The 19,122-nt window shown below is 53.5% G+C and carries 14 protein-coding genes and 1 riboswitch; of the genes, 11 read left to right on the top strand and 3 right to left on the bottom strand.

The features are described from left to right. Positions 1-494: 494 nt before the first annotated feature. Positions 495-1,625, top strand: coding sequence for a tetratricopeptide repeat protein (locus tag K3T82_RS07940; RefSeq protein WP_220192943.1), 1,131 nt, complete (start codon positions 495-497; stop codon positions 1,623-1,625). Between the two features lie 63 nt (positions 1,626-1,688). On the opposite strand, the gene K3T82_RS07935 is transcribed toward K3T82_RS07940, so the two are convergent. Further along, on the bottom strand, positions 1,689-2,558 hold the full coding sequence (locus K3T82_RS07935) for a hypothetical protein (RefSeq protein ID WP_220192942.1): 870 nt from the start codon (positions 2,556-2,558) through the stop codon (positions 1,689-1,691). Between the two features lie 276 nt (positions 2,559-2,834). Here K3T82_RS07935 and K3T82_RS07930 point away from each other — a divergent pair, with 276 nt between their 5' ends. Continuing rightward, positions 2,835-4,169: a calcium:cation antiporter gene (locus K3T82_RS07930; protein WP_220192941.1), complete on the top strand. Its 1,335-nt coding sequence runs from the start codon at positions 2,835-2,837 to the stop codon at positions 4,167-4,169. Between the two features lie 77 nt (positions 4,170-4,246). On the opposite strand, the gene K3T82_RS07925 is transcribed toward K3T82_RS07930, so the two are convergent. After that, on the bottom strand, positions 4,247-6,367 hold the full coding sequence (locus tag K3T82_RS07925) for an inactive serine/threonine-protein kinase VRK3 (RefSeq protein ID WP_220192940.1): 2,121 nt from the start codon (positions 6,365-6,367) through the stop codon (positions 4,247-4,249). A gap of 680 nt (positions 6,368-7,047) precedes the next feature. Here K3T82_RS07925 and K3T82_RS07920 point away from each other — a divergent pair. The 5 genes from K3T82_RS07920 (at position 7,048) to K3T82_RS07900 (ending at position 13,323) form a co-directional block, all read left to right on the top strand. After that, a complete protein-coding gene (locus tag K3T82_RS07920) occupies positions 7,048-7,575 on the top strand; it encodes an NADH-quinone oxidoreductase subunit J (RefSeq protein ID WP_220192939.1) in 528 nt (175 codons plus the stop codon). A gap of 77 nt (positions 7,576-7,652) precedes the next feature. Further along, positions 7,653-7,973, top strand: a complete 321-nt coding sequence (gene nuoK, locus K3T82_RS07915; protein WP_220192938.1) for an NADH-quinone oxidoreductase subunit NuoK — start codon at positions 7,653-7,655, stop codon at positions 7,971-7,973. 82 nt (positions 7,974-8,055) lie between these two features. After that, entirely contained in the window at positions 8,056-10,185 is a 2,130-nt protein-coding gene (gene nuoL / locus K3T82_RS07910) for an NADH-quinone oxidoreductase subunit L (protein WP_220192937.1), read from the top strand. Positions 10,186-10,193: 8 nt separating this feature from the next. Beyond that, positions 10,194-11,801: a complex I subunit 4 family protein gene (locus K3T82_RS07905; protein ID WP_220192936.1), complete on the top strand. Its 1,608-nt coding sequence runs from the start codon at positions 10,194-10,196 to the stop codon at positions 11,799-11,801. Between the two features lie 58 nt (positions 11,802-11,859). After that, positions 11,860-13,323: an NADH-quinone oxidoreductase subunit N gene (locus tag K3T82_RS07900; protein ID WP_220192935.1), complete on the top strand. Its 1,464-nt coding sequence runs from the start codon at positions 11,860-11,862 to the stop codon at positions 13,321-13,323. Between the two features lie 63 nt (positions 13,324-13,386). On the opposite strand, the gene K3T82_RS07895 is transcribed toward K3T82_RS07900, so the two are convergent. Further along, positions 13,387-14,664, bottom strand: a complete 1,278-nt coding sequence (locus tag K3T82_RS07895) for a phytoene desaturase family protein (RefSeq protein ID WP_220192934.1) — start codon at positions 14,662-14,664, stop codon at positions 13,387-13,389. Positions 14,665-14,930: 266 nt separating this feature from the next. Here K3T82_RS07895 and K3T82_RS07890 point away from each other — a divergent pair, with 266 nt between their 5' ends. The 4 genes from K3T82_RS07890 to K3T82_RS07875 all read left to right on the top strand — a co-directional run bounded on the left by K3T82_RS07890 (position 14,931) and on the right by K3T82_RS07875 (position 19,026). Then, positions 14,931-15,839 carry an RNA polymerase sigma-70 factor gene (locus K3T82_RS07890; RefSeq protein WP_220192933.1) on the top strand — a complete coding sequence of 303 codons (909 nt, stop codon included), beginning with the start codon at positions 14,931-14,933 and terminating at the stop codon, positions 15,837-15,839. Between the two features lie 159 nt (positions 15,840-15,998). Beyond that, a riboswitch (TPP riboswitch) is annotated at positions 15,999-16,107 on the top strand. A 151-nt stretch (positions 16,108-16,258) separates the two neighbouring features. Next, a complete protein-coding gene (locus K3T82_RS07885; RefSeq protein ID WP_236031049.1) occupies positions 16,259-17,044 on the top strand; it encodes an ABC transporter ATP-binding protein in 786 nt (261 codons plus the stop codon). Next, positions 17,041-17,841 carry an ABC transporter permease gene (locus K3T82_RS07880; protein WP_220192931.1) on the top strand — a complete coding sequence of 267 codons (801 nt, stop codon included), beginning with the start codon at positions 17,041-17,043 and terminating at the stop codon, positions 17,839-17,841. The genes K3T82_RS07885 and K3T82_RS07880 overlap by 4 nt, the downstream gene beginning before the upstream one ends. Positions 17,842-17,967: 126 nt before the next feature. Then, entirely contained in the window at positions 17,968-19,026 is a 1,059-nt protein-coding gene (locus K3T82_RS07875) for an ABC transporter substrate-binding protein (protein WP_220192930.1), read from the top strand. Positions 19,027-19,122 lie beyond the last annotated feature (96 nt).

Genomic DNA, 19,122 nt, shown 5'->3' with positions numbered 1-19,122 from the left:
CGGGCTCCGTACTCCTGCAAGGAAGGATATGGCTCCTCTGCTCGCTTTGTGATGAAAAGCATTTGCCAACGCCGCACAGGCGGCGTCTGAGCATCTCAAGCGACTGCGCTCAGGCAAATGGGTGGCTTGCTATTAAAGGGTTACAAGCCAGGAAGCGCTGCTAGCTTTCTCCGGGTTATGTGTCTCTGTGCAGTGTTTGTGCGCCAACTAAGGAGAGATGTGCTGGATTATGAAACGGCGTAAGTAATAAGTGTGCGACAATGAAAGCATATCCTGCAAGTACCATATTCTTGTGTAAAAGCAAAGAGTACGTTATACTGTGTTTAACGGGGATCTCTCTGCCACTTTGTGGGCGCGGTGGTAGAGATGCAAGATCTCCCGTTTATATTTTATTACCCCTGTTTAGAGAGGCACTTAATAAAAAGAACTCATTTCTTCTGCATAGAGAAGTGTGTTATAATTTCACATATTTTAATGTAGAAGAGAGGGCGCTCATGAATACTCACTCAGACACGCAATTATTGTTATATAGCGCTCGCCTGCAATTGGAAGAAGGACAGCAGGATAGCGCATTGGCTGTATTGCAAACATGTCATTGTGAAGAAGAGAGGCAGCAGCAAGAATGTGCCTATCTATCAGGTTGGGCGTATGTAGCGCGTAGACAGTGGGACGATGCTCAAAGGGTGCTCTTTCCGATGCTAGATGAGGAGACGCAGGCCTGGGAGCAGGGGTTTCAGTTAGAGCGAGAGCGGATAGCATACTTTCTTCTCTGCCTTGGTTCTGTTGCCAGTACCCTTACCCTCTATGAAGATGCCTCTCTGCATTTTGCTTCCTGCCTCAAACTCTTACATGACCGACGTATTCACCTTCCAGGGGTGCGTATCAAGGCTCGCTACTCCCTGGGGACCGTGAGCCTCTTGAAGGGGCAACCTGAAGTCGCAATCCAGAATTACACAGATGCCCTTAAGCTCTGTCAGCATTATCAGAATGTCGACGCACCAGCCCAGATATACCACGGTTTATGTGAAGCGTATCAAGCGACAGGCGCGTATGAACTGGCTTTTGAAATGGGGTCCACCTCGTTACAGCTATATCAACAGCGAGCGGATCGGCAGAAATGCGCCTCGCTGCATCAAGCTCTGGGTCGTATCTGCTTCCAGCTAGAGAACTACCAGGATGCGACTAAGCATTATGATGAATCGTTGCAAACCGCTATGAGCATAAATGACACTGCGCTTACGACAATGAATTACGCGCTGCTCGCGGAGTTACGCCTGGCGGAGAGGCGTCTTGGAGAGGCAAGAGAATATAGTCAGTTAGCGCTGGAGCATGTAGAGCAATTGCGATCTCCATTTATGCAGAGCAAGGCCTATGCCGCTCTGGGGAAAGTTGTCCATGAAGAGGCACTGCACGCGCCGAACGAGGAATCGCGCTTGAAATTGCTTGAAGCTGCCACGGACTACTTTCAGCGCGCAATAGAGTATCTGAAACAGATAGGAGCCTCACGCGAAATAGCTGATCTGTATAGTTTGCTGGCCCAGACGCTGGAGTTATTAGGACGGGAGGAAGAGGCCCTTCTCTGCTGGCGCTCGGGTTTTGAGGTCTTGCAAGAGCACAAGGCGTAGAGAAATGGAAGAGCCTCTGGGAAGTCATGTCAATGTACGACCTTCCCAGAGGCTCTTCTCTGATTACTCAGGTTTCAAGCGGATTAGCATAGTACTGAGCCAGAGATTCCAGAGCCCGAAGAGAAAGATCGCGAGGGTCGTGAGCAAGGCTTGCCCGTTAGAAGGAGCGCCAGCAACCCCGACCGCACTGCCAAACAGGAGAGCAGCGACCGCCAGACCAGTATAGCCGAATGCAATCCAACTGGTCGGCCAGAGGCGTTTTCCCGCGCGCGCAATCATCGCGCCAAAAAACATAGCGCTGAGAGCGAGCAGGCCAATACTCACCGTATTGGTAACAATAGAGAAGATGCTGTCAAGCTGTTCAATGCCGGGTGGTACGTGGGCGGTTTGCATGAAGCTCTGGCTCGCGTTGGCGAGATAGATGGTACCAAAAATGGTGCCGAGCAGGAAGACTACAATGCCAGCGGTACCAGTCCAGGCCGCGATAACCGCGAAGCCCTTGCCGCGCCAGGCAAAATCAGGCATGCCCTCGGATTCTGTTACCACCTCTTCCTCTGTCACCTCATCGTCTTCAAGGCTATCAGAGTCTTCCCCATCGGTGATCTCTTCGTCTTCTGTCTCTTGCTCCTCTGGCTCGTCGTCGCGCCCCAAAATCTCCTGCGCGACAATGATGCGATAGAGCGAGAACGGCATAGTAAAGAGTAAAGCGAAGGCAATAGCGAGGAGACCACGATAGATGATGAAGTAGGGCGTGTGGTTTCCCAGCCAGAACAGATAGATATTAAGATGTCCCGTTGTGCGCGTATCACTGAAACCAGTGGGATTGAGCACTAGAATTTGATAGATAGGCACGACCAGCAGCAGGAGGATTGAACTCGCAAGATAGGAGAATCCATTGGTGCGTAAGCGTGCCAGCAAGCTGCGCTTTCTCATATGTAAACCTTCTCATAAACTTTGCTCACCATAGATTATCACAGAAAATGGTTCGTTTCACAAGGGAGGAGAGTGGAAGATACAAAGGATGAACTGTAACCGCTTGTGAGAAAACAAGACATAAAGTATACTGTCGAGCAGGCTGTGTATAAACAGGGGTAAGCACATGCATATGATGGTACGGGCAAGGATCGCGTTGCAGCCACTGTTGTATGTCGCACAGTCTGAGATCCTGGGATTTGTCGTTTTGTATTCGTTGATTGGGAGGAAGACCGGATGCCGCGCTGGTTATATTTCCTATTAATTTTCGCTGTGATAGCGATTGGGATTGACCTCTTACATATCGAAGTTCCGCCCTTAGTGATGTTTGCCATTGCCGCGCTAGGTATTGTGCCGCTGGCATCGTTGATTGGGCAGGGCGTCGAGATTGTCGCAGAACATACAGGTGAGCGTATTGGCGGACTCCTCTTCGCCACTTTTGGCAACGCGACGGAACTCATCATCAGCATCTTTGCGCTCCGCGAGGGGCTGGTGAATGTCGTGAGCGCCTCTCTTATTGGCACCATTCTGGGGAACGCGCTCCTGGTACTGGGTATCTCCGTTTGCGTAGGAGGCTTTAAGTTTGGACGTTTGAAGTTTGAGAGCCGCCCTGCCAGCCAGTATGCCTCACTCTTCGCGTTATGTATGGGCGGATTGATCCTGCCGACCCTGGTCAGCTTCCAGGCGCATAACACACCCGCAGGCGTCAACCTGGAGCATGATCTTTCCGACTATGTCGCGATTTTGTTGCTTGCTGGCTATATTGCCTCCATCCTCTTCAGTGTCTTTCGCATACGAGACAAGGAAGAGGCTGATGATGAGTTTGATTTAGCGATAGGTGGGCGTTCGATGATGGCTATCTCGCGCCTATTGACCTATCGCCAGCATGTTGTTCGCAGCGAAGTTCAGGGGAAGACCGGAACGTTGCGGAAGATCGATAGCGCTGTAGATGCGATTGTAGAGCATGAGAAAGAGCGCACGAATGTCGCGACTGACACGAAAGTTGCAACTGTCCAGTCCGATGGTGAGCAGAAAGAGCATATCATTGTAGATCCCGCCGGGGCTTCGCTCGCGCGCCCGGCGCAGAAAGCGGAGACTCATGAGCACAAACCGCCGCTCTGGCGCGGCTTGTTGATTCTGATAGTGGCGACGGTGGGTGTCGCGATCCTCTCAGAGATCCTTGTGGGCTCGATTGAGCCAGTCACAAAATCGCTGGGATGGAACGAAGCTTTCGTTGGTCTGATCTTCCTGCCATTGATCGGTGGTCTACCAGAGTACTTCAATACGATCACAATGGCTCTGGATAAGCGCATTGGCATGGTGCTGGCGGCCTCAGCAGGCTCCTCCATTCAAATCGCCCTGCTGGTCGCTCCCATTCTTGTGCTGATTAGCCTTGTCATGCCGCAGCGCCTGGACCTGGTATTCAGCGTTGTAGAGCTATCGGTATTGGGTATTACGACCTTCCTCTTCAGCGAGGTGACCAAGGACGGAGAGCTAGTCTGGCTTGAGGGCCTGCTGTTAATCCTGCTCTTTGCCATGATGGCGGGAACCGTCTTCATGTTTGGCGCATAGTAGCGTAGTTAAACAAAACAGGAGGGCGTACCCCATCGCGTGGGATACGCCCTCCTGTTTTGTCTTTTATCCAGGTACTAGAAAGGGATGGTCAGCACATCGTGGCCTTCGCGACCTGACTGTACCAGTGGTGAGATGAAGAGTTCAACCGCAAAGGGCTGCTCATAGAGTGGGTTGCGGAACTCGTCGGTGAAGTAGAGGTAAAGGCGCTCACGTCGACCGGCAACGGAATGGTCGAAGGGCTGCATGGGAATGCTGATTTCCGCCGCATAGCCCTTACGCGGGACCTGTACATCCGCTTTCTGCACCACGAAGGCCATACGCTGAACCAGTGTTGTGCGTACCTCGATATGAACGATATCCCCAGCAGCGAGCGCGCTCAGGCCACTGAGCGGAGCATCGGTAGCCGCACCGGTGGGAACATAAGGCTCATCGCGTCCCATGAGACTGATGCGCAGCGTATAGCTCTGGTCTGGTTGAATGCGCAGGGGAGTCTCAATTAAGGCGGCGGCGGCGATGTCGCGTCGCTGGACACCAAGGATAAAGTGCTGCAATTGCTGTAAGACAGGATGCTTGGCATTAACCTCTCTTGTCTGAACGCTCAGTGAGCGAACCATATTTGAGATCGCAGGGAGGAAGCCACCATTGACGCGGTCGCGCACGCGTTGCATAAACTGATTCTCTTTAAATTTGGCAGGCAACACGTTGGATGCGGGTATCAGAGCCTTCAGATCGGCCATGCGTTTCGAGCCTTGCTCCGACTCCGGGGAAATCCTGGGTGTCGGAGGCACCTGAGCGGCTCCTACCTTGCTGGGCTGAGGCTTCGCAGGCGGCTTCTGGGGCGCGGGTGTCGTCTGAAGGATCTGGGTGGGCTGCGACTCGATAGCATCGCGGTTAGACGTAGGTTTTAGGGCGGGCATGCTAATCGTCTTATCGCTGGCATCGTCCGACTCGGTAGTGATTATCTGGGTATCGACATCCTCTATAGGCTTATGCTCTGGCTGGGTGTCTGGTTGTGCCTGGTGTGCTGTCGATGGAGCCTCGATGATAATAGTCGCATCATCATCATTGGTAGGAGTGGCAACATGCTCAGTATTGGCTGGCACCTGTGGCGCAGGCCGTTTGACTGTGGGCTGCTGAGTGGTAGCCTCCTGTTGCGCGCGTTTGCGCCCCATGCGGCTAGCGCTCTTGATAGGGCGCGCGGGACGAGTGCTGGTGGATAGATCAAGCAATATTTCGGAAAGCTCTTTTGCGCTATGGAAGCGTTTCATAGGATCGTGAGAAAGAGCTTTGATAACGACCTCATCGACCTTAGTGCTCACGCGAGGATTCAGCTCGCGTGGAGAGTAGGAATTGGTTTTTTTGCGCGACGACTTTTCGCCGGGAGCACTGCCAGTAAGTAAAAGGTAAAGGATAGCGCCAAGGCTATAGACATCTGACTTGCGGTCGCGCAACCCTTTGCCTGTTTCTGGCGCGCTAAAAGGATTCTTTGTCGTAATGACCGTTGTATCATCGAAAAGCTTACGTATAGCGGCTGGTAGCCAGGAGACTGCCATAGCTGGCAGACCATCATAGGAATCGCCATCCACAAGAATAGAGTGTGGATCGAGGTCGCCAATCACGATATTCTGTTCGTGCAGGCGCTCGACGGCACGACTCAGGCGATAGGCCCAACTAATGGTAGTATCTTCATCAGGGAGGCCCACGCCACTCTGAAGTAGATCATGTAAAGTCTGCCTGGGCTGATTGCTATTCTTCTTCTCATTGCTGGCAAAAGGCCATGAACCGACCAGGAAGAGATGATCCTCAAAAAAGCGCAGATCGGCTACGGGCGTAACATCGGGAATATGCTTGCGGCGTAGCAATTCGTACTCTTGTTGAGCGGCCTCCAAAGCAAGGGATTGATCTGGGTCCTCCAGGGTTGAGAGATCGATATCACGGATGATGACAGGAGTCTGAGTCTGATTATCCTGAGCGAAGAAGAGCTGGACCTGGGCCTGACGATGGATGAGGGACGTGATACGATAGCGCTTAGCGATATCGCCGCGTTTGATAGACGGCGTAATGCTGGCTTTTTTATCGACGCGCTCGCCGCAGGAGCCACAAAAGGTTGCGTGAGGGGGCAGGACGGCATTGCAATGGCTACAGCGCATGGCCGTGGGCTGTTTCTGGTCGGATGGAGTGTGTGTTACGCTCATATTCCTCTACTACGCCTTTTTTACAGTAGTGTTATCGTGTCTAAGAAAATTATAGCATACAAGGTATGCGCTGGACCCTCTTTATGACCGCGTGGTAGCTGGTAGGTAATGGAAAAACGGCGACATTTTCGCAGAGTATTATAAAACGCTGGCAAATATGGGCAGATTTCCAAAACAGAGAGAGAATTCTTGATTGTGTGCTAAGGTCTTAAGCGAAAACCAACCCTCATACGAGGGCACGGCGCCGCAGTCGCGGCTAGTGCTGCCGCACTCAGGTTTCCGAATAAGGAGTAGAAATATTGATAGAGATGGGAAAGAAACTCCTATATAAGTATACGAACGAGGCCCTAAAGCAGTTATGTCTATCTACTCTTATTAGGAAGAGACGTATTGGTGAATCAGAATGTTGCAGTAATAGGAAGGGTAGATATGGGTGAGAAAGGGTGAAGAGAGGCGAGTGGTCCCCTATTCCCCTTGTCATAGTCTCTAGGTTTTGTTAGAATCCCAAATGGGAAACCAGACTCTCCCCCACCCATGCGGCAAGAGGTATACAAAGAGCTCTATTGCCACTCGTCATGGGTGATACAATACAACTATATACAGTATCGAATGGGATGTAATCTTCTCCTCTTACCCCAAGATTGAAATTACGATCCGAAATTACCCGGAGGTTTGTTTGTATGGACTTTGCCGCCCTTATGTTCTGGATCCTGGCAACGATCCTGGTGGTGGCGGCGTTGCTAGTCGTCAGCCTTCGTAACATCGTTCACAGCGCGATGGCGCTGTTTTTAGTGTTTGCGATAGCTGCTGGTATTTATATCCTGCTCAACGCCGAATTCATCGCTATTGTGCAAATCCTGGTTTACGCGGGCGCGGTGACCATCTTGATATTGTTCGCGCTGATGTTGACGCGCATTGGGAGCTCGAAGCGTACCAATCCCGCGAATAGGCTCTGGTGGGTTGCTGTGATTATCAGTGCTCTTGTCGGTGGGAGCGTCCTGTATGGCATTTTTAATAGTCCTCTTGCGATTGCCAACACTGGAACTGGCGCGGGTCATCAGGTGACCATGGATTTCAACAATGTAGTTGCGATAGGCCAGTTGCTCTACAGCCCCACGTCATATAGTTATGTCTTGCCTTTTGAAATTGCCTCTGTGGTGTTGCTGGTAGCGATTGTGGGTGCGATCATTATCGGCAGAGAGGATTAAGGTCTTCTTATACGAAAACCAACGGCACTGCCGTGGCGAGCGCTGGCGCGCTCAGGTTTTCGAGAGGATTAAGGGTTATGTTAACATTAAACCATTTTCTAGTGCTTGGTGCCATTGTGTTTTGTATCGGGCTGTATGGAGCGATTGCGAAGCGCAATGCTATCGCCGTATTGATGGGCATCGAGCTGATGCTGAACGCGGTGAATATTACGATGGTGGGTTTTGCATTCTTTAATCAGGTACAAACCTACTCAAAATATCTGACCGGCCAAATCTTTGCGATCTTCATTATTACTGTAGCTGCCGCCGAGGCTGCTGTCGCGCTGGCGATGATTATCGCTATCTACCGCAAACGCGACACCGTGGATGTTGGCGACATCAACATGCTGAAGTTCTGATTGCGTTCAGGTCACAGAAGTGAAAGGAGTTGTGCGCCTCTGTCTTGTGGGTTTGTGACTGTTCGCGCACGTTGTTATTGGTATGGATTTGTTTCATTATTCCTGGCTAATCCTATTTGCCCCGCTCCTGGCATTTGTGGTCATCATCTTCGGTACGCGCGTTCTTGATCTTTTGGGACGCCCGCGTACGGTGGTGGCTGGAGGTGCACATGGTGAGCATGGGCATGGGGAAGAGGTACACGGGGAAGCGGGAGATCATGGTGGACATGACGCACATGGTCTGGACGATGATGAAGACCCGAAAGTACCGCACCTCTCGGTCTGGGCGAAAGCGAGCGCGTATGTCGCGCTAGCGATTATGGCGATTGCCTGCATCTATTCCTGGACCTTGCTTATTACTACAGTCATGCATCCTGATGCGCTTGGCGATAAGGGCATAACGGTTTTTAGTTATCCCTGGGTGGCTTTTGGCAATCTGCAATATGAAATTGCCTTCCATCTCGACAAACTGGCAATTACCATGCTGGTCGTAGTGACCTCGATTGCCCTGCTGGTGCAGTTCTACTCACAGGGCTACATGGAGAACTCAGCGGGCTATGCTCGCTTTTATGCATACCTATCGCTATTTGCCTTCTCGATGCTCGTCATCGTGTTCTCGCAGAACTTCCTGGTGATCTTCATTGGCTGGGAGTTGGTAGGTCTGAGTTCATATCTGCTCATCGGTTTCTGGATTAATAAACGTGCCAAGCCGGAAGAGCAGCGTCCATCTCCCGCGAGTGCCTCGCTACAAGCCTTTGTGACCAACCGCGTCGGTGACGTTGGTTTTATCATCGGTATTATGATGCTCTTCGCGCATGCTGGCTCCTTCGAGTTTGACAAGATTCTGGCGTCGGTGCAAACGATGGACAAGGGCCTGCTGGCGGTAGCGATGATCCTGATCTTCTGTGGCGCGATTGGTAAGTCGGCGCAGGTTCCGCTACATACCTGGCTGCCATCCGCGATGGAAGGTCCGACACCAGTGAGTGCTCTGATTCACGCGGCGACGATGGTTGCCGCTGGTGTATACATGGTCGCTCGTACCTTCCCACTCTTCGCGAGCGCGGACCCCATTGCCTTCCACGTAGTGGCCTGGATTGGTGCCTTCACAGCCTTCTTCGCCGCGACGATTGCCCTGGTGCAGTCAGACTTCAAGCGCGTGCTGGCCTTCTCAACGATTAGTCAGCTAGGCTATATGTTCGTGGGTCTGGGTGTGGCTGGTCCTGAGCTGGGTGCTGGCCCTGGTATGTTCCACCTCTTCACGCATGCCTTCTTCAAAGCCCTGCTCTTCCTGGGTGCTGGTAGTGTGCTGCACGGTCTGCATCACGCGATGCACCGCGAGGTACAGGATATGCGCCTGATGGGTGGCCTGGCGACGCGCATGCCGATCACGGCAGCCACCTGGCTGATCGCGACCCTGGCTATCTCGGGATTCCCCTTCTTCTCAGGGTTCTTCAGTAAAGAGACAATTATTGGTCTGGCCTTTGAGCATGGCGATTGGTTCTCCTATATCCTCACGCTGGCAACGGCTGGCCTGACCGCTTTCTATATGCTGCGGGCCTTTATTCTGGCCTTTGGCGGCAAGGGTGGTAAGCTGGGTGGTCTGTGGGGTGGCACCTATCGAGGCGAGGGACATGTACATGAGTCTCCGCTGACGATGACCATTCCGCTGATGCTGCTGGCGATTCCTTCGGTTGTAGCTGGTTATTGGACTGGATTCTTCACGTATGTGAATCCTGAGGCCGAGCCCCTGAATATTGGGCATATGCTGACGCTGCCTGACACCTGGATTGGTGTGGCGGTCTCCTTCGTGGGCCTGATCGTGGCGTTCGCCATCTATTGCCGTGTGGAGCCAGCCAAGATCGACGCCTTTGTGCAGCGAAGCGCGCTTCTGCGGACGGTCCATCGTGTTCTCTATAACCGCTACTACATTGACGACCTGTACAACTGGCTGGTGCGCTATGTCGTGCTGGGCATCTCTTATCTCGCGCAAGCCTTCGATACCTATGTAGTTGATGGCATCGTGAATGGCGCGGCCAGCGTAGTAACGCTGTTTGGTCGCGGAGCGCGTCGCGTTGAGACTGGTCGCGTACAGGCATATATGGTTGGCTTCTTTGGCGGCGTGGCAGTGCTCGCGGTCATCGCCTTTGTACTGATTACGTTCGCGAGAGGATAAGTAGGATCATGACGGCTTTTCAAACAATTTTCCAAAGTGATCTCACCTGGATTATCCTATTGCCAATGCTGGGCGCGATAGCGCTCTATGTTCTGCCTAAATCATGGGCGCGCTGGACGGCGCTGATCTTTGCGTCCGCTGTCTTCTTATTGACGCTGCTTTCGTGGTATCGCATTCAGGCGAGTGGACAAGGTTTTGGAGACCTGACACATTTGCGTGACGCGGTCAATGTGCCCTGGATTCGGTTCAACGCGGGTAATATCCAGTTTAATGTTGATTACTTCCTGGGGGTCGATGGCTTGAGCCTGCCCCTGGTTATTCTTAATGGTTTCCTGACAGTACTGGCGATCATCGGTGGTTGGAAGAAGACGCGAGCGCGCGATTATATGGCGCTGATCCTCTTCCTGGAAGGTGGCGTGATGGGTGTCTTCATGGCGCTCGACCTCTTCCTGTTCTTCCTCTTCTGGGAAATCGAACTGGCACCGATGTTCCTCTTGATTGGTATCTGGGGCAACGAGCAGATTAAGCATGGCGTCCCCGGTCGCATTTATTCCGCCTGGAAGTTCCTGCTGTATACCTTCTTCGGCAGTATCTTTATGTTGGCGGGTATTCTGCTGCTGTACTTCAACAACGCCGGGTTGCCCGGCACAACGGCCACGGCGAGCATGACATACTTCGCCGATCCGGCCCATATGGTCAAGGGAACTATCCCCTTCCTGGGTGTGACCACGAGCTTACAGCTTGTTGTCTTCCTCTTGATCTTTATAGCCTTCGCGATTAAGATCCCGATGTTCCCGTTCCATACCTGGCTTCCGGACGCGCACACAGACGCGCCAACAGAAGTCAGCGTGCTCCTGGCTGGCGTACTGTTGAAGATGGGTGCCTATGGTTTAATTCGCATCTGCTTCACGCTCTTCCCGCAGGGTGTTCACGACTTCTCTGGCTGGCTGGCAGTAATCGCGATTGTGAACATCATCTATGGCGCATTGATCTGCCTGGTACAGAAGGACATGAAGAAGCTGATCGCTTATTCGAGCGTCAGCCATATGGGTATCGTGCTGCTGGGTGTAGCCGCTGCCGCCGGTGGTGGTGACCTGGCTTTCCGTCAGGCGGCGCTCATGGGCGCGACCGTACAGCTCTTCAGCCATGGTATCATCTCGGGCCTGCTCTTCTTCTGTGTGGGTGTCATCTATGACATCGCGCACACACGTGATATCGCGGCCTTCGGTGGTGTCGCGAAGCGCATGCCAATTCTGGGTACGGTCTTTGTCTTTGCCGCGATGGCTTCGGCTGGTCTGCCTGGACTGGCAGGTTTTGTCGCTGAATATATGGTCTTCACCAGCAGCTATAAGATCTGGACAGTCGCCACGATCATCAGTGTCTTTACGATGATCTTGACCGCTGGCTATCTGCTGTGGATGATGAAGCGCGTCTTCTTCGGCGATTTCAACAAGAAGTGGGATTGGCTGCCAGACGTGAGCCCACGCGAGATGATACCGCTCTTCTCGCTGGCAGGCTTGATCGTCATAGTGGGTATCTATCCCAAGTTCCTGATCGATGTGATTTCACCCAGCCTGACCCATATCATGCAACTGGCTGTGGCAACCATAAAGTAGGGTCGCCTTGACCGTGGTGGGGCCCACAAGGCTCGCCACGGTCAGGTAAGGAGTTCATATGTTTTTTAAGCTGTCTGACCTCTACCTGCTTGCTCCTGAGGCGAGTCTGTTGCTGATGGCGCTGGTGGTAATGATGGTCGACCTCTTTTTCAAGAACCGCAAGGCTGTGGTCTGGGTCGCGCTGGCGGGCTTGATCATCTCGGCTGGCTTTGCCGTGTCACAAGCCCTGACCCTTACGGGGACGAACAAGGGCTTCAGTGGCATGCTGGTGGTGGATGCGTACGCCATTTTCTTTAAGCTCATCTTCCTCTTCATTGCCGCTGTCATGCTACTCTCTTCGTATGAGTATGTAAACAAGTATATCAAGTCCAGCGGTGAGTTTTACGCGCTGTTGCTCTTCTCGACGATTGGTATGATGCTCATGGCGAGTTCGTCGGAGCTGATTACCATCTATATCGCGTTGGAACTGACGAGCTTCCCGCTCTATGTCATGGCGGGTATGCTGAAGCGCGATACGAAGTCGGCTGAAGCTTCAGTCAAATACGTCCTGTTAGGCGCGATGTCCTCGGCCATTCTGCTGTATGGTTTCGCCCTGCTGTATGGCCTCACGGGCACGACTGACCTGGCAGGAATCGCTGCCTCGTTCTCCAAGATCGCTCAGGGCAACATCGTTGTGCTGGTGGCGGACGTACTCATCATCGCGGGTTTTGGCTTCAAGATTTCGGCAGTTCCGTTCCATATGTGGGCTCCCGATATCTATGAGGGTGCACCAACTCCGGCTACCGCCTTCTTCTCAGTTGGCTCTAAAGCCGCAGGCTTCGCGGCCTTGATCCGGGTCTTTACCTTCGGTGGTCTGGGCGCGGTCAACAATTCTACGACTGTGATTGTGCTTTCCATTGTGGCGGTGCTTACGATGGTTCTGGGCAACGTCGTCGCGGCGGTACAGAGCAACGTCAAGCGTATGATGGCCTATTCGAGTATCGCGCAGGCTGGATACATTCTGGTTGGTTTCATTGGTAGCTTCGCCACTGGCCGCTCCGAGGGAACCACGGCGGTACTCTTCTTCATCCTGGTCTACGCTGTCACCAACCTGGGTGCCTTTGCTGGTATCATTGCTCTGGCGAACCTGACGGGTGGCGAGCGCCTGGAAGACTTCAAAGGTCTGTGGTATCGTGCCCCAGCATTAAGCGCGGGTACGGCACTCTGTCTGCTCTCACTGGCGGGCATTCCCCCAGTAGCGGGCTTCTGGAGTAAGGTCTTCCTCTTCTCGGCGGCCTGGAGCCTGAATCAGTCCTGGCTGGTGATCGTCGCGCTGCTGTGTAGCGTGGTTTCGCTGGTCTACTATGGTCGCATTATCAAGGCGATGTTCTTTGACAAGCCTGCCAAGGAAGATCGTCTGGTGCCGACGATGGGTGTGACCACCGCGCTCGTTATTGCCTCTGTGGCGCTGATCGTGATTACGTTCGCTGCACAGGCATTCCTGAACGTGGCGAGCCCTGCCGCAAGCATTCTTTTCAAATAGGGTAAACCAACAAAGAGAGCGCCGAATTCGTCCCAGACGAATTCGGCGCTCTCTTTGTGTACTTCACTTTTGAAGAATCAGGTTAGCGGCGGCGCGTGCGCTGCTCATACTGGGGTCTGAGAGGAAGCCTGCGCCGATCCAGTCGCCAGCGAGATAGAGGTTGCTGATACCAGGGACTGTGAGTCCGGGGCGTCCGGCGTAGCCATTACTAGAGGCGGTCGGGAGCATCCCTATGGCCTCAATGTGTGGCAGGAAGATGCGCTTGACCAGCAGGTCGCGCCAGCCGGGCTGGGCTGCATCGAGGAGATCCTCTAACTCATGTTCGTCCTGATGGGGATCGGTGGGCCGGGTTGGATCGAGTTGCTTAAAAGTATGGATTAGAGCTCCTCCCTCTGGTGTGATACGGGCATAGTGTGACTGGGCTGACAGAAAGAGTGGATGTTCCAGGTCCTGTACCACGGGATGGCGAGAATCCGGCAAGCGGCGCAAGGCCACGTCCAGGCAGGCGACACGTGCCGGGATGAGGGGTGAGACGATGTCCTGGAGGCCCGAATTCTCGCCCATTAGCTTGAGTGCATCCTGTAGAGAGGTCGCCAGGATGACATGCGTGGCGGATCGCGTCTCGCCATTGCGCAGATGTACGCCCTGGACGCTACCCTGTTCGTATACAACAGAGGTGACACGATCTCCGGTCTCGATGCGTGCTCCCGCTTGTTCCGCGACTCGACGCAATCCATCTATGAGCGTTTGCCAGCCGCCATTAACGTAGTGAACCGGGTTCTTGAGTATGAGTTGGAATTTGGTGAGAAAGACCTCCGCGCTGACGAGGTTCAGGGCTGAGCTATAGACAAAGACCCGCGCCGTCGAGGCCATAAACTGGCGAACGAGGGGCCGCCGAATGGAGCGCTCAAGCCATTCCTGCACACTCATATGGGCCAGCTCTGGTGCTTTCAGCCGTGGCAGTGCGCTCAAGAGGCGAGCTAGCTCTAGCTTGTCACCAAGCGAGAACAGACGACTGCTTAAAAGTGAGGTAGAGTTGGCAGGGAAAGGATAGAGCTGACCCTGGCGTAGTATAAATGTCTCTTTGGGGATGCCATAGCTATAGTGAACCCCCAAGTCTTTCAGGACCTCTGAGGTCGCTCCGCCTGTATAGATTGCATGGATGCCCCGGTTGAAGAGGTAACCTTCATAGTCCTGAGTTGCGGCACGGCCTCCCAGGCTTGCAGACTTCTCGAAGAGCGTCACGGAGATGCCAGCCTTTGCCAGGTAACTGGCGGCGGCCAGTCCAGCCATGCCACCACCTACGATGATTACTTCAGTCTGTTCGTTTGTTGCATTCATTGTGAAAAGCTCCTTTTATTTATTAGGTCTTATTCGAAAACCAACGCCGCTAGCGCGGCTAGCGCTGACGCGCTCAGGTTTCCAGATAAGGAGTTAATCCTGTTTTTATGAATCAGGTGTATTGGTATTACGTTTGCCATCTTGAGGCTTCTGTACAGGAGACGAGTGAGGCGCGGCGTTTGTGAGAAGAACTATGTTATAATCCGAAGAGGTTGGAGAAGTAAGCAGATAAAGGCCAGGAAGAGCGGAAAGAGAGGCATGCAGGCATGACGAGGCAAGAGTCGCTCCAGGCGGAGGAATTTCAGCACTACCGCCCCTTGCTGTTCGCAGTCGCGTACAGGATGCTTGGGAGTGCCAGCGAGGCCGAAGATATGTTACAGGAAGGGTATCTGCGCTATCGTCAGGCCGCTTCAGGGGAGATTCGCTCGCTCAAATCTTATCTGACAACGATCATAACCCGCCTCTGCCTCGACCACTTGAAGTCGGCGCGTGTGCAGCGCGAAGACTATATCGGCCCCTGGCTTCCTGAGCCGCTGATTACTGTGGATGCGGAAGACCTGGCGCTTCAGACCCTTGAGCAGCGCGAAACGCTTTCCACAGCCTTTCTGATGCTGGCGGAGCGCCTGACGCCTTATGAACGGGCGGTTTTCCTGTTGCATGAAGCGTTTACCTACCGCTATGAGGAGATCTCTGAGATTGTTGGGAAAAGTCCCGCGAACTGTCGTCAGCTCTTACATCAAGCAAAGGAGCATCTCGCGCGCAATCGGGTTCGCTTCTCTCCGGCGCGTGAAGAACAGCAGCGCTTGATGGAGCGCTTTCTCTCCGCCAGCCAGGAGGGCGATATGCAGGCACTCGTTCAGGTGCTGGCGCAGGATGTTACGCTGTGGCCCGATGGGGGTGGCAAGGTCTACGCCGCGCCTTACCCGGTGCCAGGTCGCGAGCGTGTCCTACGCCTCTGGAATGGCCTCATGCGCCAGAGTGCCTCCGCCTATCCGAACGCGAAATATACCCTCACGCAAGTCAACGAGGGCATCGGGCTCATGATCTGGAGTCCTGAAACGCTGTTGAGTGTCTTCACCTGTGAGATAGAGAATGGGCAGATCACTGCTCTCTACGAGGTCGTCAACCCGGATAAGCTGACCTATATTCAGAGGCAGGCGCGGCCTACGGAGTAGCATAATCCTGTTCACTCAGGGACGAGCGAGCCGCTTTATCGGCTCTCGCTTGATCGAACCACTTTGTGATATACTTGGGCGAGAAGAGAAACAGTACCCTGTCAATAGTGGCGACCATCTCCAGGTAAGTGGGGGTGGGAGCGCCAACGCATACAATTTATACGCTGCTAGGGGGGCCCTGAGAGGCTGAGAGACGGCGAGTGAGCCGCGACCCTTAGAAGAACCTGATCTGGATAATGCCAGCGGAGGGAAGCAGTGACCGGAATCGGCCCTATCGTTCAATAGGCCGCCGAGATGCAGATGCAAGCCGTGTCCCCCTCCCAGGGACGCGGCTTTTTGTATGCTCTGGGGCATTGTATAGAAGTGAATTGATGCGACACCCGATGATGTCTGAGTGGTGGTTTGCAAGGAGGATGCCTATGGAAGATAGAGTAGTCTCGCAGGAATATAAGCTCCTAGTGCAGGGGGCGAGCAAGAGCTATGGAACTGGCAAGCGGCGGCTGGATGTGTTACGTCCGGTGGACCTGGCGGTCAAACCGGGTGAGTTTGTAACCCTGATTGGACCGAGTGGTTGCGGTAAAAGCACGCTCTTCAATATCATTGCTGGCCTGGAAGAACCTGACGCCGGGGTGGTAGCGATAGATAGCGAGCGTGCAGGGCGCGCGGGTAAGAGCGGCTATATGCTTCAGCAACCGCTTCTCCTACCCTGGCGGACAGTCGAGGAGAACGTCATGCTAGGGCTGGATGTGCGCCGGGTGCCGCGTAATCTGGCCCAGGATGAGGCTCGCACGCTGCTGAACCACTTTGGCCTGAGCGAGTTTGCCCAACATTATCCTGACACGCTTTCAGGTGGTATGAAGCAGCGTGTGGCCCTGCTACGAACCGTCCTATTTAACCGTGAGTTTCTGCTATTGGATGAACCGCTAGGCGCGCTGGACGCCTTGACTCGCCTCTCCTTGCAGATGTGGTTGCTGGACCTGTGGCAGGAGGTCCATGCCAGTGTGTTATTTATCACGCATGATGTGCGTGAAGCGATTCTGCTCTCTGACCGTATCTATGTGCTCAGTGCGCGACCAGCGCGTGTGTTGCGTATGGTCGAGGTGGATCTGCCTCGTCCCCGCACGCAGGAGCAGTTGACGCAGGAGCCAGCCTTGAGCCTGGAGCGCGAACTGGTGAGACTGCTATTGAAGGAGCAAGAGGGATGAGCGAGATACGCTTGAGACGCTTCGCGGCGTATGGACCAGCTTTTGTCGTCGTGGTGGCTCTACTTGTGCTATGGGAGGCATGCGTGCGCGTGGGGAGGATTGATGCTACGCTTCTGCCCGCGCCAACAACTATTCTGGAGGCGCTAGGTAACAAGTGGGATATCCTGTTGGGGCACTCTATCCAAACCTTACTTGAGACGGTGCTGGGGCTGGCAATAGCAACGATTCTGGGAGTCGCGCTGGCGGTCGCCATCGACCTTTCCTCCTGGCTACGACGTGCTCTGTATCCGCTATTGGTAGCCTCGCAGACAATCCCAATGGTTGCCCTGGCACCGCTGTTACTGGTCTGGTTTGGTTTTGATCTGCTCCCTAAAGTCATCCTGGTTGTGTTGTACTGCTTCTTTCCGATTACCGTGGCTTGCGCCGATGGTTTGCTAGGGGTCGATGCCGATCTGGTACGGTTGATGCGTAGTATGCGCGCCTCGCGCTGGCAGGTGCTCTGGCTGGTTCGCTTGCCGGGCGCGATGCCTTCCTTCTTCTCGGGATTACGCATCGCGGCGACATACAGTGTAACCGGCGCGATCATTGGCGAATACGTAGGTGCGGAGCAAGGGCTTGGCATCTATATGCAGACCTCGGCTAACGCGCATGCGATTGTCCTGGTCTTCGCAGCTATTGTGGTGACGGTTATTTTGAGTCTGGCACTGTTTGCCCTGGTAGGCCTGATTGAGTATCTGGTGCTTCCCTGGAAGGAGTCAGCACGGACACGCGCCACAGGCTCCCATGTTCTAAGGTAGCCAGGGGAGGTGAGGCGTTGCGCTTTAGCCAACGCCTACATATAAAGTCGCGCTAGATTTCTAAATATTATCAAAGGCCTTTCTGTGAAGGCTATGATCTCTAAATGATTCTCAAGGAGTGAGGAAATGAACGCTCGAACACGTGTGTTCGCGGGCATCGCGATTCCGGTTATAGTTATTTTGATTGTTGTGGGTGCGTTTTTCTGGCAGCAGCACGCGAATAGTACAGCCACAACAGGTACGGGGCCGCTCAAGAAAATGACCCTGGCCCTGGACTGGACACCAAATACCAATCATACTGGTGTCTACGCGGCCTTACAACAAGGTTGGTATAAGCAGCAAGGCATCGATCTGAAGGTCTTGCCTTACTCGTCAAGTGTCTCGCCTGATACGCTGGTGAGCCAGGGAAAGGCGGACGTGGGCATCAGTTCCACCGAATCTATAGTCGCAGATGCCGCCACGGGGCAGCCAGTGATATCGATTGCCGCTATCTTGCAACATAACACCTCTGCCCTGGTCACACTGGCTGATTCTGGTATTAAGAGTCCACGCGATTTAGATGGCAAGACCTATGGTGGGTTTGGCGCGCCATATGAGGAAGCTGTCGTCAGTGCTATGATTAAGAAGGATGGTGGTAAAGGAACATTCAAAAATGTCACGCTAGATGTAGACGCCATGGACGCGCTCAAGTCGCATAAGGTCGATTTTGTCTGGATCTTCGAGGGGGTTGAGGGCATTCAGGCCAAACATGAGAATCTGAAGCTGAATTACTTCTACATTACTGACTTTGGTATTCCCGATTACTATACGCCGAACTTTATTACGGGCTCAAAGCAGATGCAGGGCGAGAAGGATCTCCTGCGTAAGTTCATGGAGGCGACTGCGAAGGGGTATGAGTACGCGCGCCAGCATCCCAAAGAGTCAGCTCAGATGCTGATTGATGGCGCGGGGAAAGAGAACTTTCCTGACACCTCCTTTGTTGAGGATAGCCAGGCGTTTAACAGCGAGCACTATGCCGATAAGGGGCGACCCTGGGGTCTACAGGATGACGCGGCCTGGAAGGGGTACCCTGGCTTTATGTTGAACGCTGGGGCTATTCAGGATGCTTCAGGTAATCCTGTCAAGAGTATGGATTTCTCTAAACTCTATACAAATGATTTGCTGCCAAAGACTTCTCAGCGCTAAAGCGCCTCGTGGGTTTATAGTGTATGTGAAGAAGTCTGCTCAGTGCATCCGCACTGAGCAGACTTCTTCACATACACTGAGTCAAGGGGTTATGTA

Origin of the sequence: Ktedonospora formicarum, from assembly GCF_016587355.1 — a bacterium.
GTDB classification, from domain to species: Bacteria; Chloroflexota; Ktedonobacteria; order Ktedonobacterales; family Ktedonobacteraceae; genus Ktedonobacter; species Ktedonobacter formicarum.
The sequence above is the reverse complement of the archived record's forward strand: the minus strand, read 5'-3'. Positions and strand labels throughout refer to the sequence as shown.